Source organism: Nocardiopsis sp. NPDC101807, assembly GCF_044766605.1.
Lineage (GTDB): Bacteria > Actinomycetota > Actinomycetes > Streptosporangiales > Streptosporangiaceae > Nocardiopsis > Nocardiopsis tropica.
In genome coordinates, this window is the sequence record NZ_JBIWMK010000003.1 from 450,322 (window position 1) to 464,671 (window position 14,350).

The 14,350-nt window shown below is 71.0% G+C and carries 13 protein-coding genes and 1 CRISPR repeat array; of the genes, 6 read left to right on the top strand and 7 right to left on the bottom strand.

What is annotated here, in order from left to right; translation table 11 throughout:
* Nucleotides 1-172 precede the first annotated feature (172 nt).
* Complete coding sequence (locus ACIRPH_RS11385) at nucleotides 173-1,717, bottom strand: PLP-dependent aminotransferase family protein (protein WP_402912596.1); 1,545 nt, start codon at nucleotides 1,715-1,717, stop codon at nucleotides 173-175.
* 67 nt (nucleotides 1,718-1,784) lie between these two features.
* On the opposite strand from ACIRPH_RS11385, the gene ACIRPH_RS11390 reads away from it, so the two are divergent.
* The 3 genes from ACIRPH_RS11390 (at nucleotide 1,785) to ACIRPH_RS11400 (ending at nucleotide 4,634) form a co-directional block, all read left to right on the top strand.
* Nucleotides 1,785-2,729, top strand: coding sequence for a DMT family transporter (locus tag ACIRPH_RS11390; protein WP_402912598.1), 945 nt, complete (start codon nucleotides 1,785-1,787; stop codon nucleotides 2,727-2,729).
* A 156-nt stretch (nucleotides 2,730-2,885) separates the two neighbouring features.
* Nucleotides 2,886-3,665 (top strand): SAM-dependent methyltransferase, encoded by a 780-nt coding sequence (locus tag ACIRPH_RS11395; protein ID WP_402913296.1) that lies wholly within the window; start codon nucleotides 2,886-2,888, stop codon nucleotides 3,663-3,665.
* Between the two features lie 222 nt (nucleotides 3,666-3,887).
* Complete coding sequence (locus ACIRPH_RS11400) at nucleotides 3,888-4,634, top strand: phosphotransferase family protein (protein WP_402912601.1); 747 nt, start codon at nucleotides 3,888-3,890, stop codon at nucleotides 4,632-4,634.
* A gap of 443 nt (nucleotides 4,635-5,077) precedes the next feature.
* Here the strand turns inward: ACIRPH_RS11400 and ACIRPH_RS11405 are convergent, their stop codons facing one another.
* Complete coding sequence (locus ACIRPH_RS11405; protein WP_402912604.1) at nucleotides 5,078-5,404, bottom strand: DUF6221 family protein; 327 nt, start codon at nucleotides 5,402-5,404, stop codon at nucleotides 5,078-5,080.
* Between the two features lie 83 nt (nucleotides 5,405-5,487).
* Between ACIRPH_RS11405 and ACIRPH_RS11410 the strand changes: the two genes are divergently transcribed.
* Nucleotides 5,488-5,589 carry a GCG_CRPN prefix-to-repeats domain-containing protein gene (locus tag ACIRPH_RS11410; RefSeq protein WP_402912606.1) on the top strand — a complete coding sequence of 34 codons (102 nt, stop codon included), beginning with the start codon at nucleotides 5,488-5,490 and terminating at the stop codon, nucleotides 5,587-5,589.
* 432 nt (nucleotides 5,590-6,021) lie between these two features.
* Here ACIRPH_RS11410 and ACIRPH_RS11415 read toward each other — a convergent pair whose 3' ends face one another.
* A complete protein-coding gene (locus ACIRPH_RS11415) occupies nucleotides 6,022-6,189 on the bottom strand; it encodes a hypothetical protein (protein ID WP_402912608.1) in 168 nt (55 codons plus the stop codon).
* Nucleotides 6,190-6,215: 26 nt separating this feature from the next.
* Here ACIRPH_RS11415 and ACIRPH_RS11420 point away from each other — a divergent pair, with 26 nt between their 5' ends.
* Nucleotides 6,216-6,626, top strand: a complete 411-nt coding sequence (locus ACIRPH_RS11420) for a peptidoglycan-binding protein (protein ID WP_402912611.1) — start codon at nucleotides 6,216-6,218, stop codon at nucleotides 6,624-6,626.
* Nucleotides 6,627-6,987: 361 nt separating this feature from the next.
* On the opposite strand, the gene ACIRPH_RS11425 is transcribed toward ACIRPH_RS11420, so the two are convergent.
* From ACIRPH_RS11425 to ACIRPH_RS11440, 4 genes are all read right to left on the bottom strand, one after another.
* Nucleotides 6,988-7,314 (bottom strand): hypothetical protein, encoded by a 327-nt coding sequence (locus ACIRPH_RS11425; RefSeq protein WP_402912614.1) that lies wholly within the window; start codon nucleotides 7,312-7,314, stop codon nucleotides 6,988-6,990.
* A 183-nt stretch (nucleotides 7,315-7,497) separates the two neighbouring features.
* Nucleotides 7,498-7,683 (bottom strand): MerR family DNA-binding transcriptional regulator, encoded by a 186-nt coding sequence (locus ACIRPH_RS11430; protein ID WP_402912617.1) that lies wholly within the window; start codon nucleotides 7,681-7,683, stop codon nucleotides 7,498-7,500.
* Between the two features lie 109 nt (nucleotides 7,684-7,792).
* On the bottom strand, nucleotides 7,793-8,056 hold the full coding sequence (locus ACIRPH_RS11435) for a hypothetical protein (protein WP_402912619.1): 264 nt from the start codon (nucleotides 8,054-8,056) through the stop codon (nucleotides 7,793-7,795).
* Between the two features lie 102 nt (nucleotides 8,057-8,158).
* Nucleotides 8,159-9,100 (bottom strand): hypothetical protein, encoded by a 942-nt coding sequence (locus ACIRPH_RS11440; protein ID WP_402912622.1) that lies wholly within the window; start codon nucleotides 9,098-9,100, stop codon nucleotides 8,159-8,161.
* Between the two features lie 240 nt (nucleotides 9,101-9,340).
* A CRISPR array of direct repeats spans nucleotides 9,341-11,258; the repeat unit is 29 nt; unit sequence CGGTCCATCCCCACGTGCGTGGGGCTCAC.
* A 164-nt stretch (nucleotides 11,259-11,422) separates the two neighbouring features.
* Between ACIRPH_RS11440 and cas3 the strand changes: the two genes are divergently transcribed.
* Nucleotides 11,423-14,260, top strand: a complete 2,838-nt coding sequence (gene cas3, locus ACIRPH_RS11445; protein WP_402912625.1) for a CRISPR-associated helicase Cas3' — start codon at nucleotides 11,423-11,425, stop codon at nucleotides 14,258-14,260.
* The last annotated feature ends 90 nt before the right edge of the window (nucleotides 14,261-14,350 follow it).

Below are 14,350 nucleotides of genomic sequence, written 5' to 3' on the forward strand. Positions count from 1 at the left end.
AAGGGCACGGGAGCCGGTGCGGGGTCGGGGAGGTCGTCGGCGTGTTCGCGCACCGGGGGCCCGGTGACGGGCTGCCCGCGTGGGGTCCCCCCGATTTCCAGCGTAGGCGCCCGGCCGCGCACCCGACCAGCCCCGGCCGCCGCCCTGTGGACAACCTCGGGCCCGCCGCCCCTCAGACGACCCGGCCGAGCCGCGCGACGGCGTCGCGGAGCCGTTCCGGGTCGTGGCCCGCGTAGCTGACCACCAGGCCCGGGGCGCCGGGCGCCGAGCGGTTGCGGCTCAGCGGCTGCACGGCGACCCCCTCGTCCAGGGCACGGGCCGCGACCTCCTCGTCGTCCGCCCCGTCCGGCAGCATGACCAACAGGTGGACCCCGGCGGCCACCCCGAGGACCGGGCACCCGGGCATGTATTCGCGCACCGCAGCTACGGCCGCGCGCTGGCGGGCCCGGTGCCGGGTACGCATCGAACGCAGGTGCCGGGCCAGGGTCCCGTTCCTCAGCAGGGCGGCGAGGACGAGCTGGGGCAGCACCGGCGAGCCGAGGTCGGTGGCCCAGCGCCGCTCCACCACCGCGTCGAGCAGCCGCGGCGGCGGGACGAGCCAGCCCAGGCGCAGCGCCGGGGCCAGGGTCTTGGACAGGCTGGAGGCGTAGGCGACGGCGTGCGGGGCGAGGGAGTGCATGGCGCGGACCGGTGCGCGGTCGTAGCGGTACTCGGCGTCGTAGTCGTCCTCGATGACGATCCCGTCCCGCTCCCCCGCCCACGCCACCAGGTCGCGCCGGCGGCCGGGCGAGAGGACGACACCCGTGGGGAACTGGTGCGCGGGGGTCACGGCGACCGCCGTCGCGGAGGTGCGCGCCAGCCCGGCCACGTCGATCCCCTCGCCGTCCATGGGGACCGGCGTGACGCGGTCCATCCAGTAGCCCAGGATGCGGCGGTTGCCGTCGGCCCCGGGGTCCTCCAGCGCCACCTCCTCCACGCCCCGGTCGCGCAGCACCTGGGCGAGGAGGCTGAGTGCCCCGGTCACCCCGGCCGACACGACGATCCGTTCCGGAGGGGCGTCGACGCCCCTCGACCTGGCCAGCCAGGCGGACAGTTCGGCGCGCAGTTCGGGGGCGCCCTGGGGCGGGGCGTAGCCGAGCTGGCGGGCGGTCGCGGTGGCCAGGACCTCGCGCTCGGCCCGCAGCCAGGCGCCGCGCGGGAACGCCGCGAGGTCGGGCAGGCCGGTGGAGAGGTCCGTGACCTCGGCCGGGGCGGTGCGGCCGGAAGCAGTGCCACCGGGCCCGGGGCCCGGCGCGGTCATGTCGGGGCCGGGTGTCCGCCCGAGGCCCTCCCCGGGTCGTCGACCCGGGTCGGGGGAGGGCGCGGCGGCGGGGCTTCCCACCTCCCCCTCCCCCGGTCGGGCGCCGGCCCCGGACCGGGTGCGGGCCGCCACGCGGGGCGCCGGCTCCCGGAGGACGGGGCTCGCCGCCACCGTGGTCCCGGCTCCCCGGTTGGCGGCGAGGAGCCCCTCCTCCGTGAGGCGCTGGTAGGCCTCCACGACGGTGCCGCGCGCGAAGCCGAGGTCCTCGGCCAGGGCCCTCGTGGCGGGCATGCGCGCCCCCGGCCCCAGGACTCCGGCACCGATCGCCCCGCGCAGGGCGGAGGCCAGCCAGGCGGTGCGCCCGCCCCTGGGGACCCCGGCGGCGTCGAGTTGGAGGAAGTCGGAACCCTGGCTCATATGGACCACTCTATTGCACCGAACTTGGCCCTGTCGGCGGGACCAAGGAGGGGCCAGTCTGGACCGCATGCAGACGACACCCGTCCCCTCCTCCCCGCTCCCCCGGACCGCGCCCGGCTCCCCCGGCGTCCTGTGGGGGCTGTGGCCCGCCCTCGGCGGCATGGCCCTGCTGGGCAGCAGCGTCGCGGTCATCGGAGCGACCGCCGGGCTCCCCGCGTTCGGCCTCCAGAGCGCCCGGTACGCCGTCGCCGCCCTCACGGTGGCGGCCCTGGCCGTCCTGTTCGGCAAGCGCCTCGTACTCCCCCGGGGCCGCGACCTCCTCTGGGTCGCCGGAGGCGCCCTCTCGGGCCTGGTCGGCTTCAACATCGCCGTGGTGATCGGCACTGCGCACGCCGAACCCGCCGTCCTGGGCGCCGCCGTCGCCTGCATCCCGATCGTCCTGTCGGTGGCCGGACCGCTCACCCGCGGGAAGCGCCCCTCACGGCGGCTCGTCGCCGGGGCCGTCGTCGTCAGCCTCGGAGCGGTCGCGGTGACCGGCTGGGGCACCGCCGACGCCCTCGGCATCCTCATGGCCCTGTCCCTGATCGCCCTGGAGGCGGGACTCACCCTGTTCGGCGCACCCGCGCTGCCGCGCATGGGCGCGTGGAGCTACACGGCCTCGACCGCGGCCGTGGCCGCGCTGGTGTTCGCCGTGCTGTCCGTCGCGACCGAGCACGCGCGACTCGGCCTGCTCCTCACCCCCGCGTCGCTCGGGGCCGTCGCCTACCTGGGGGTCGTGGCCACCGCGCTGGCGTTCGTCCTGTGGTTCACGGGTGTGGGGCGCATCGGCGCGGGCGGCGCTGGGCTCGCCGCGGGCGCGGCCGCACCGGCCGCGGCGCTGATCGGCGCCCTGTTCGGCGCGCCCCTCCCCACGCTCGGAACCTGGCTGGGGATGGCGGTGATCGGGCTCGGCCTGGCCGTCGGCTTCGCCCCCCTGCGACGCCGCGCGATGGTCGGCCCCGAACCGCGGTAGCCGCCCGCCGCAGCTCGCCGGGGGCGTCGGAGTCCCGTGGTGGCAGGGCTTCCCGCGCTGTGCCACTCTGGTCGACCGGGACAGGGTCCCCTCCCCCGGTCGACCCGTGAGGACAGAAGCGAGCCGCATGTGACCCCCTCCGAGGCACGCCCCCCGATGATCGACGCCTCCGTGCCGCAGTCGGCCCGCGTATGGAACTACTGGATGGGCGGCAAGGACTACTACCCGGCGGACAAGGCGGTCGCCGACCAGATCCTGGAGACCAACCCGCACGTCCTGGAGATCGCCAGGGCCGCCCGCGACTTCCTGCGCCGGGCGATCACCCGGCTGGTCCACGAGCACGGGGTGCGCCAGTTCCTGTGCGTCGGCAGCGAGCTGCCCACGGCGCAGGACGTCCACGTGGTCGCCCAGGCGGCGGCCCCGGAGTCGCGCGTGGTCTACGTGGCCGACGACCCGCTCGTGCTGGCGCATGCACGGGCCCTGCTCGTGGGGACCGCGGAGGGCGCGACCGGCTACGTGGGGGCCGACATCCGCGAGACGGGGAGGATCGTCCGGGAGGCGGCCCGGACCCTGGACCTCTCCCGGCCGGTGGCGCTCGTCCTGGCCGGGGTGCTGGCCCACGTCACCGACGACGGGGAGGCCCGCGCCCTGGTGGCCGGGCTCATGGCGGCCCTGGCCCCGGGGAGCCTCCTGGTCCTCTCCGACGACACCGACGTGGTCCATCCCGAGGAGATGGACGCGATGGTGCGCCAGTGGAACGCCTCGGGCGGGAGTCCCCGCGTGAACCGCACCCCCGAACGGCTCGCGGCGTTCTTCGAGGGCCTGGAACTGCTCGAACCCGGGGTGGTCTCCTGTCCCCGCTGGCGGCCGGACCCCACCGAGGTGGGCTCGGTCAACGACGTGGACGAGCACTGCGGGGTGGGCCGCAAGCCCTGACGCGAGTTCCCGCACCTGCGGCGCCGCCCGGCCGGAGGCGGGCGCGCACGCACCGGGAAGGCGGTCCGGCCGACCCGTCCCCAACAAGAGTGGTGGACTTGACCCGGTAGAGGTCGATGTCGTGCACGAGGCCACCGGACAGGGGGGGGGTGCGGTCAGCCACGTCATCGCGCGCGAAAAACCCGGCGACGTCGGCGATCATCCCCGGGATACTGGTCGCCCATGGACGAGATCGAAGTCGTCGTCGCCCATTCCGAGCGCGCGACCCTGCGCGCCGGCGACGTGTTCTTGAAGGTGGACGCCGACCAGGCGCGCATCGACGTCGAGGTCGAGGCGATGTCCCTCGCGCCGGTCCCGACTCCGGAGGTCCTGTGGCGCAAACCGCCTGTGCTCGCGATCGCCGCCGTCCCGGGAACGGTGCTCGGCCGTCTCGGTGAGCCGTCGGCCGCGTCATCGGCGGCGTGGGCCTCGGCGGGCGCCGTCATCCGGCGGTTGCACGAGGCGCCGTTGCCGCCCTGGCCCGGCCGGCGCCGCCGGGGTCCCGACGAATTGGCGGCGGAACTCGACGTCGAGTGCGAGCTGCTCGTGACGAACGGTGTCCTGCCCGCTGACCTGGTCACCCGCAACCGCCGGGTCGCCGAGGCCGCGCTCCGGCCGTGGACTCCGGTGTTCACGCACGGCGACCTGCAGATCGACCACGTCTTCGTCGACGGCGACGAGGTCACCGGCATCATCGACTGGTCCGAGGCGGGCCGGGGCAATGCCCTGTTCGACCTCGCCACCTTGACGCTCGGACACGAAGAGAACCTCGACGACGTCATCTCCGGTTACGGCCCCGACGTCGACCTCGACGTGATCCGCGCGTGGTGGTCGTTGCGAAGCCTGCTGGGGGTTCGCTGGCTGGTCGAGCACGGCTTCGACCCCTTCGCGCCGGGCTGTGAGGTCGACGTGCTGAGATCCCGGATGTGAGGCTGCGTGGACCCGACTGCCGCCTCGGCCCACGACGTACCGTGAACACTTCCCACCCCGGAGTGCCGATGGGCTCGGTGTAGACGGTCCCATCCCCACATGCGTGGGGCTCAGCGCGATGACCGAGCCGATGCGCCTCGCGACGTCTTCCACGACCGCCCTGACGTCCGCTTCCACGCTCGTAGGCATAGGCTCCACGACGAGCTGATGCATCCGTGCACGCCGACCCGCCGCACCCTGTAGGGCGATCTGAGTGCCCACCGTGAACCCGCACTGCACTGCACTGCCGCTGACACCGCGCCAGTGAGCGCCGCCAACACAGCAAAAACCGCCGCACCTGACAGACCCGCCGCGACCGCAGCAGTGGTGCTCGCCTGGAATCCCCTCGTCCGCAGCTTACTCGGCGGCGTAGAGCTGTTCGGCGAAAATAGCAGTTGCGGTACTCAAACTCGCCATTCCTTCGTGTCCACCTTCCACTCCGGCTTGAACTCGACATCGTCCTCATACGCCATAGCGAGAAGCTTGAGGGTGGTCTCGCAGTGAGCTAGGAAGCGGGAGGTCACGTAGCTCTCTCCGGCGTCATTCATCACCCAGGTGACTTGGTCGAGGATCCGCTTCTTCGACTCAAGATCGAGCACCATCACGGCCGGGTTGGCGTGGGGGCACTCGTGGTCGCTGTAAAGAACCTCCCTGAGGCGCTCTTGCTCGTCCTCGTATCGGTGGAAAAGGAAGCTGATGAGAGCTCCAAAATCGGTCACTGTCTCCTCCAAGGGCTTGGTGGATGGTACCGCTGCTCGGCCTGCTCTCATGACGCTCAGAGTTCGTTTTCGGCTGGATCCTTCATCATTTCCAGATGCATCTCTTTGAGTTCCTCGCGTGCTGCGTCGCAGATGCGGACCAAGTCTGCGGTTTCAACTGGCATCCGCTCCCGGTTGATCGCTGCCGAGATAACTGACTGGCCGTACCAACACAAGGTGTTGTTGGCAAGCGCGGCTTGTGGGTATCGGAACCTAACACCCCCAGAATTTCTAGCCTCGATCGCCATTACCGTGCGTTCTAGCCGGCCTCGAATGACCCTCGATCGCCCTCGGGAACCCCTGAGAAGAAGAGCAATGCGTGCCCACATCCTGCGAGCACGCTTGTGTTCATCCGGCTCTCCCATCTCTTGTTCGCTGAGATAGTCGTTCAGCTCAGTGAGGGTCTGGCGGATCTCCTTAGCCATCTCGTTCCGGCGGGAGAGGCGGGCCCCAATCAAGACACCAACGATCGCGGCGACGAGCGCTGACATAGGGGTCGTGGTGTTGGCAAAGCGCAGAAGGTCTTCGCTCATGGTAATCAACGTGTTCACATGAGTGATCATAGTGAGGCGGGCGCAGGCCGCCCTCCGTCATTTCCCCGACTCCTCCATGACCTTCACCGCGATCCACGCAAGCTGCTCAGTGTCGTCCCTGAGGGCGGCGTAGTCCCCGGTGAGCGACCACCCTTCGGAGGTGACGTCATGGAGACGGCACAGCTCAGCGAGCAGGGCAAAGGTGAGTCGGTCGAGGGTGTCCATCAGGCCTCCGGTCCATCCCCACGTGCATGGGGCTCACCGGGCGCCAGCCCGAGCTGAAGGTCGACGGCGACTTCGGGCTCCGCACCCTGGAGGGTGTGGAGTGGTTCCAGGGCCAGGTCGGCGTCACCGTCGACGGGCTGTGGGGCAAGGACACCGAGGCCGCCCCGAAGCCCCCGGGCAAGAAGAAGTTCCCGCTCGCGTCGGGGCACTACTGGTACGGGCCCGAGTCCAGCAATGCCCGGAACCATTCCGGGTACTGGGAGCGGGGCCGGTCCGCGATCCGCGACATCCAGAGCGAGGTCGGTGTGAAGAAGAACGGCCGGTACAGGCCGAGGGCCAAGGCCGCCGTCGCCGACTTCCAGCGCCGGGCCAGGTTCACCGGCCGCAATGTCGATGGGCTCACCGGCCTGAAGACCTGGCGGCGGGTGTTCGGCTGACCCTGGACACGTGGTAGCCCCGTTCACCATCACGGTGGGCGTGGCGCTCACTGGTTTTCACGACCTCTCTCTGATGAGGTACTTCAACATGTAGGCCACGGCTTTCACCACGACTGTGCTGTACCGAAACCGGCGGCCAGCAGGCAGGGTTGATCGGTCTTGCGTCGCATTGGTTTCGGAACTCGCCGGACCACTGCGGAATGCGTCTTGATGCAGAGTGCGGCCAGTGAACGGAGGGCCATCTCGTCGGAGGGTCCGAACGAGGTCAGCCGCAGGCTCGGGTTCGACTTCGGCTGGTTGCTTCGCCCTGAAGGGAGGGGAGTCACGCGCGAGGGCTTCGAGGAGCTGGCTCCAAAATGTGTCAGCCACCGTTGACACCTCCGCCCCCATCACTGGCTCCAGAGTGCCGTGCCAACTGGAGCATCTTCTCAATCAGAACCGGAGCAGCAAGTCCAACCCCGAACGCGCCGACGGCGTTGGCAACCGCCCCGGACTCTCCCATGACCGAGGCGACGATTGCTCCGAGAAACAACCGGATCACGACCGACCAAGCGAAAACAGTGGGGGCCGGGCCTTCCTTGTGCCTCCAAGGCGGAGCATGTGTCCGCCGCATCACAGCGAAGGCCTCGGAGCCTTCTACGGCAGCAGCGCCTAGCAGGCCCCAGAGGGCGTATTGCCACAGTTCCATGATCCGCACGATAGAGCGTGCCTACTGCGCTCACTTGCAGCTTCTCAAGACTCGTTCGGATATGGCCACTTCCGGACAGGTTTGCTAGACGGCCCGGCACCCGTGCGGGTGCCGGGCCTTCCCTCGTGTGGCGAGGGTCTACGCGCTTTTCTTGGGCAGGGACGCGCGGGGGTCTGCGGGGGCTTAGGAACGCCTCTCCAGGAGGGCGTACACCTGGGCCTCCATGCACCGCCGGTGGCCGCCCAGGGTGTGAAGGGCGGTGAGCACGCCCTTGTCCGACCAGCGGTTGATGGTCTTCGAGTCGACTCGGAATACGCGGGCGACTTCGCCGGGGGTCCTCAGGGGCCCCGGGCCTGACAGTTCGGTCACCGGTCACCGCCTCGGCCGGACTGCCAGTCGATGTAGCTGCCCTGGCGCGTCTCGGCGTCCTGTTCCTCCGGCATCAGCGGGGCGTCGTCCGGGTCGGAGTCGGCGAACATCACGGGTGGCTCCTCACGGGCTCAGGGGTGGTGGGGGCGTTGTGGCGCCGGATGGCCGCAATGAGCTGCTCCGGCGTGTTCTCGACCTCGGAACGGTGCGGAGCGGCGGGGTCTCGGGCGGTGGCCAGCCACAGGGACCCGGTCCACGCGATCTGGTGGGTGCTCCCCAACTCCTTGTTGAGGCGGGCCAGGGTCGCGCCGGGCGGCTCCCAGCACACGCCGCGGGCGTCCATGTGGTCGCCGTCGTGGCCGACCTCGATCACGCAGTGGCGGCGGCCTCCTTCGTCCAGACGCTGCTCGGAGCAGGCGGGTTCCACCAGGGCGGGGCGGGAACGGGGGAATCATCCGGGCACCTGCGCTTCCATTTAGGCCCGAGTCCACAGCTGCTCGGTCGGGTAGGTGACCGGCTGCGCGGCCATGGCGGCCTCGGTCTCTTCCCACAGGTCCCGTGGGCCGGCCTGCTCGACCGCGTACTCCGCGGCGCCCGGGACGAAGTCCACCGACGCCCAGGAGCCGTGGGTGTCGTAGAGCGAGAGCGTGTATTCCCCGGATCCGTCCCGGGCGTGGAAAAGCGCCTTCACCAGGTGGGGCACCATCGCGCCGACGGCGAACTCGGCTCCACTGCGGGGTTCGGCGAGCGGCCGCGGGTCGACGGCGGTCTGGGACCGTCTGACCGGCGCGTCGCGGTCGACGTGGTCGGACCAGGCACCCTTCGCGGAGCGCTGGTCGCGTAGCCACATGAACGGAGCGTCCCCGATCGGTCGGTCCGACGCGGTGCCGTCGTGGCCCACCTCCAACCTCAGCAGGGCGGTGGCTGCGTAGTCGTTGCTCCACGGTGTGACGGCCAGGCCGCCGGGCCGGGTCTGCTCCACCCAGGCGTAGGGGATGCGCTTGGCGGCCACGGTCGCCAGCACGTGGTCGAACGGCACGCCGCCGCGCACGCCCAGGGCACCGTCGCCGCACACCACGGTCGGCTTGAACCCCGCACTGGCCAGAACCGCGCGGCCCTGCTCCGCCAGGTGCGGGTCGACCTCGATCGTGGTGACGTTGTCCGTGCCCAGGCGTGCGCTCAGCAGGGCCGCGTTGTAGCCGGTGGCGGTGCCGATCTCCAGCACCCGCATGCCGTCCCGGACCCGCAGGGTCTCCAGCATGCGTGCGACGAGAGAGGGCTGGGAGGCCGAGCTGATGGTGTAGCGGCCCCGGCCGCCCGCCCCGGCCGGTGTGCCGTCGTCGATCTGGGTGGGCAGGGCGAAGTCGGCGTAGGCGTTCTCCCACCAATACGGGCCCTCGTGGCCGACGGGAACCATCCACCCGTCGTCGAGGACGCCGTCGTCGGCCCAGATCGGGTCGAGGAGGAACAGGTGGCGGGGCGCCTCGGCGAAGGCGGCCCGCCACCGCTCGTCGGTGAGCGCGCCGACCTCTTGGAGGTGGTCCAGCAGGGCGGACAGGCGCTCGTCGACATCGAAGTCAGGGGACCACTACCTACCGCCACCCGGCTTCTGGCCTCCTCCGCCGTGCGGGCTCGGCTTCTGCCTGTCCTGCTCCCACGGTCCATCCCCACGTGTGTGGGGCTCACCGGCCAGGAGGTGAAGGTCGCATGATCGATGACGGTCCATCCCCACGTGCGTGGGGCTCACCGGGCCACCACCCGCAAGCTGATCGACTCCGGCGGTCCATCCCCACGTGCGTGGGGCTCACTCTGGGTCAGAGCGTGCAACCGGATCCCGAACGGTCCATCCCCACGTGCGTGGGGCTCACATCATCGCCGCGGCGAGGGGGTCCTTGCCCCACGGTCCATCCCCACGTGCGTGGGGCTCACCCCGACCCGCCCCCGCCTATGCCCGGGAGCGCCGGTCCATCCCCACGTGCGTGGGACTCACGCTGTGGAGAACGTCTTCGGCGCGGAGCTTCGCGGTCCATCCCCACGTGCGTGAGGCTCACACCCTGGAGCTGTACGACCCGGAGAGCACGCTCGGTCCATCCCCACGTGCGTGGGGCTCACCCGAGCGTCCTCACAGCGGTCAGGCGGCCGGCCGGTCCATCCCCACGTGCGTGGGGCTCACCCGATCGTGGCCCCGCGGATCCGACCCTCCGCCGGTCCATCCCCACGTGCGTGGGGCTCACTGTGTAGGTCTGACGGTCATGATTTTGCGCGACGGTCCATCCCCACGTGCGTGGGGCTCACGGGGCGACGTAGGCCCACCCGTCGGGCGATTCCGGTCCATCCCCACGTGCGTGGGGCTCACGCAAGTTCCGCCTGGTCCGCCGTGCGGTGGACCGGTCCATCCCCACGTGCGTGGGGCTCACCGACGTCGTCCTGCCCCACCTGCGACCCGACGCGGTCCATCCCCACGTGCGTGGGGCTCACGTGGACCGAAGCGGTCCGGTGGGGTATCGACCCGGTCCATCCCCACGTGCGTGGGGCTCACGCCCTCCTCGCCGGGAGCGCGGCCGCGCTGTGCGGTCCATCCCCACGTGCGTGGGGCTCACGGAGGGATCTCTGGGGCACTTCACATCGTGGCGGTCCATCCCCACGTGCGTGGGGCTCACCTCAGCGGCGTCCGGGACTCCACCTGCGATCGCGGTCCATCCCCACGTGCGTGGGGCTCACGGCCACAGGCCACGCACCCCCGCCCCTCGGTCTGGTCCATCCCCACGTGCGTGGGGCTCACGAGTTGGGGCCTCCATGCCTGCCACAGCCCGTCGGTCCATCCCCACGTGCGTGGGGCTCACGACGAGGAAGGCTGCGACGCCGTCTACCAGCACGGTCCATCCCCACGTGCGTGGGGCTCACCCTGCTACCGGGCTACCAACCCGGGAGGACCACGGTCCATCCCCACGTGCGTGGGGCTCACCTCGCGGGCCTGGGCGGCGGCCAGCTCCAGGGCGGTCCATCCCCACGTGCGTGGGGCTCACCAGCCCTACACCGGCCCCACCGACTCATCCGCCGGTCCATCCCCACGTGCGTGGGGCTCACACGATCGCTGGGTCGCTGTCCATCGCCGTCGGCGGTCCATCCCCACGTGCGTGGGGCTCACGGCCACGACCCCGCCAGGGACAGGCTGTTCGTCGGTCCATCCCCACGTGCGTGGGGCTCACGAGACCTGCGGGGAGGACCTGGGCGGGGAGTACGGTCCATCCCCACGTGCGTGGGGCTCACTGCCCGACCTGCCCCTGCTCACCCTCTGTATCGGGTCCATCCCCACGTGCGTGGGGCTCACTCCGGCACGCGCAGGCCGCGCCGCCCCAGGCCCGGTCCATCCCCACGTGCGTGGGGCTCACCCGCTCCTGCCCCCGGGCACCCGGCCGGACGTCGGTCCATCCCCACGTGCGTGGGGCTCACGTCATGCGCGCGGTGCGCGACGCCTCCAGCGCCGGTCCATCCCCACGTGCGTGGGGCTCACCCCGAGGGGGACCCCGGGCTCCTCGGAACCCTCGGTCCATCCCCACGTGCGTGGGGCTCACAGTTAATGACCTGCGAACACGCGAGGCGTTATCTCCGCGAGACCTACTTGTCGGTAGCTGTTTGGCCGCTTTCGGCCACTGGGCGGGAAACACCCCCGCACACCACCACAGGCACATTAGCTTCGCCATCACATACTCCCCCACGTACAAGCGGAGCGCATCTCGTGGCAACGGTCAACGACGACCCCGACCACTTCGACCTCGGGCTCTGGGCCAAAGAGCGCAGCCTCGGAGGTCGGCGCTACCCCTACGTCTGCCACGCCGCCGACACTGTCGCCGCCGCCATGGAGATCTGGGACTCCTGTCTCCCGCCCGGTCTCGCCCAGCGCATCAGCGCCGGCCTGGGGGTCCCCGAAGCGCACGCACGCTCACTGGTCGCCTTCTGGGCAGGATGCCACGACACCGGAAAGCTCGTCCGCGATTTCCAGGAGCAGGTCCCCACCGACCTCTCCTCCTACTCCCATGAGCCCGGCACCGACGGCAAAAAAGGCCATGCCCTCGTCACCTGCGAATGGCTCTCCACGGCACTCCCCCGCCTCGGGTACGCCGGTATCGACGGTGACGAGGACGACGGCGGGCACGTCACCTCGCTCGTCACCCAACTTCTCGGCGGCCACCACGGGGTCTACCCCGCACCGCTGACCGAGTTCCGCGACCCCTTCTCCGGTTTCGGTTTCGCCGAGGGTCCTTGGGAGGAGCAACGGGGCCGGGCGATGCTCGTCGTCCACGACCTCTCCGGCTCACCCACCCCGCCACCCCGGATGGAAGCCCCTGTGGCAGCCCTGGTCTGCGGACTCGTCATCCTTGCGGACTGGCTGGTCAGCCAGGAGCACTTCATCCTGCGACAGCTCCGGACCCCTCCCCGGGACGGGAGCCGGGCCGCCGTGCACGAGCACTTCCGCCACACCGTCTCCGCTGTCCCGCAGCTCGTGGCCTCCGCGGGACTCGGACGCCTCGCCGTCTCGCCTGCGACCTTCACCGACTCCTTCCCCGCCATCCGCACGCCCAACGGTCTCCAGGAATCTCTCGCCCACCACCTGCCGAAGCTCTGCGCCGACGGCGGACTGGTCCTGATCACCGCTCCCCCTGGTGAGGGCAAGACGGAGGCCGCCTTTCACACGGCCGACATCCTCGGGCGGGCGACCGGCCGAGACGGCCGTTTCGTCGCCCTGCCGACCATGGCCACCGCCGACCACATGCACACGCGCCTCAAGGAGTACGCGGCCCGCCGCTCCACCGTGCCGGCGCCGCTCGCCCTTCTGCACTCCATGGCCTGGTTGAACCCCGACTACGCCCCCTCACCGGCCCCGGGCGTCTCCACCGTGCTGTCGGGCCACGGGCCGGACACGGCGAACGCTGCAACCGCGGGTGCTTCCGGGTTCGATGTCACCGAGTGGCTCCTGGGCAACAAGCGCGGTCTCCTGGCCTCGTGGTCGGTGGGCACCATCGACCAGGCGCTCATGGCGGCGCTCCCCTCCCGCCACAACGCGGTCCGCATGCTCGGGTTGGCCGGAAAGGTCGTGGTCATCGACGAGGTCCACTCCGTGGACCCGTACATGCAGACCCTGCTCGAACGGCTGCTGCACTGGCTGGGAGCGTTCGGCACACCCGTCGTCCTGTTGTCCGCGACCCTGCACCACTCCACGGCCAACGCCCTCGTCGAGGCCTACCTCCAGGGCTGTGGCAGGAAGCGCCGACGTTCCGATCCCGAACGCGTGCCCTCGATCCGCTACCCGGGGTGGCTCCACGTCCATCCCGGCACAGGGGAGGTCTCTGCGGACCCCGATCCGATCCCCACCACCGAACGCCTCCCCACGGCGGTCGATCTGGTGCCGGTGCCGGTACGCGAGGGTCGCCCGGACCGCTCGGCCGCGCTGCGCGAGCAGCTGGGCCCTCTGGTGGAACACGGCGGGTGCGCGGCGGTCATCTGCACCACCGTGGCGGAGGCCCAGGCCACCAGGGACCTGCTGGCCGTATGGTTCGCGCGGGTGCGCGACTCCGGGAGGGCCGCCCCCGAACTCCACCTCCTCCACGCCCGGTTCCCCCAGGAGCGCAGGACCGCGATCACCGAGGAGATCATCACCCGCTTCGGCAAGGAGGGCGCCGCCGCGGGCCGGCGCCCGACATCGGCGGTGATCGTGGCGACGCAGGTGATCGAGCAGTCGCTGGACCTGGACATGGACCTGCTGGTCACCGACCTCGCCCCGGTCGGGCTGCTCCTCCAGCGCGCCGGCAGGTGCTGGCGGCACGAGCACCTGAAGACGGTCCGCAGACCTGTGTGGGCCGCCGAACCGCGCATGGCCGTCCTGGTTCCGGCCGAGGCGGAGAGCGCGGAGCACGTCCCGCGCTCGTGGCAGTACGTGTACCCGCTCTCCCTGCTCATGCGCACGCACACCCTGCTGCGACGCCGTTCGGGCCGTCCTGTCCACGTCCCGGAAGACGTGCAGACGCTGGTGGACGACCTCTACGACGACGAGACCCTCATCGAGGACGTGGAGGCCGATATCCGGCGCCTCGGCGAGGAGATGGCCTTGCGCGCCCACGGCCGCAACGCCGTCATCCCCACCACGAGAGGCCTCGGAGAGGATCTGCACCCGCTGACCGCGATGGACCTCGGCCTCGGCGAGCACCATCTCGCGACGCGGTTCGGCGCCGACTCGGTCCGGGTGCTGTGCTGTTACCGGGACGGGCACGGGCGGCTGTGGCTGGACCCCGAGCGGACCCGCCCGCTCCCCGAACCGGGACCGCACGGGCGTGTGAGCCATGAGGACCTTCGCGCGGTGATCTCCCGGACGATCCCTCTGCGCGCGAGCCACCACACCCAGCCTCCCCTTCCCGCGGCCAACCGCGTGCCCGATTCCTGGGCCGACGAGTTCCACCTGCGCGATGTGGTGATGCTCGTGCACGGGGTCTCCGACGACGGCACGGTCACCCCTGCCCGTCTGGGCGACCGCACCCTCTTCCTCAGCCGCCTCAACGGCCTGGAGGAGCGCAAGAACTGAAGCAGGCCGGATACCGAGTGCTACAAGCCGTCTGGTGTGGCCTACGGGGCCCAGTTGCCCGAGAGACATGAACGCACGTTCCACACGGAA

Bases quoted from the DNA above. Each gene is read 5' to 3' on its own strand.
- ACIRPH_RS11425 (WP_402912614.1), bottom strand. From the start codon at position 7,314: ATGGAACTGTGGCAATACGCCCTCTGGGGCCTGCTAGGCGCTGCTGCC.
- ACIRPH_RS11420 (WP_402912611.1), top strand. From the start codon at position 6,216: ATGGGGCTCACCGGGCGCCAGCCCGAGCTGAAGGTCGACGGCGACTTC.
- ACIRPH_RS11415 (WP_402912608.1), bottom strand. From the start codon at position 6,189: ATGGACACCCTCGACCGACTCACCTTTGCCCTGCTCGCTGAGCTGTGC.
- ACIRPH_RS11400 (WP_402912601.1), top strand. From the start codon at position 3,888: ATGGACGAGATCGAAGTCGTCGTCGCCCATTCCGAGCGCGCGACCCTG.
- ACIRPH_RS11440 (WP_402912622.1), bottom strand. From the start codon at position 9,100: ATGGTTCCCGTCGGCCACGAGGGCCCGTATTGGTGGGAGAACGCCTAC.
- ACIRPH_RS11395 (WP_402913296.1), top strand. From the start codon at position 2,886: ATGATCGACGCCTCCGTGCCGCAGTCGGCCCGCGTATGGAACTACTGG.
- ACIRPH_RS11410 (WP_402912606.1), top strand. From the start codon at position 5,488: ATGCATCTCTTTGAGTTCCTCGCGTGCTGCGTCGCAGATGCGGACCAA.
- ACIRPH_RS11385 (WP_402912596.1), bottom strand. From the start codon at position 1,717: ATGAGCCAGGGTTCCGACTTCCTCCAACTCGACGCCGCCGGGGTCCCC.
- ACIRPH_RS11390 (WP_402912598.1), top strand. From the start codon at position 1,785: ATGCAGACGACACCCGTCCCCTCCTCCCCGCTCCCCCGGACCGCGCCC.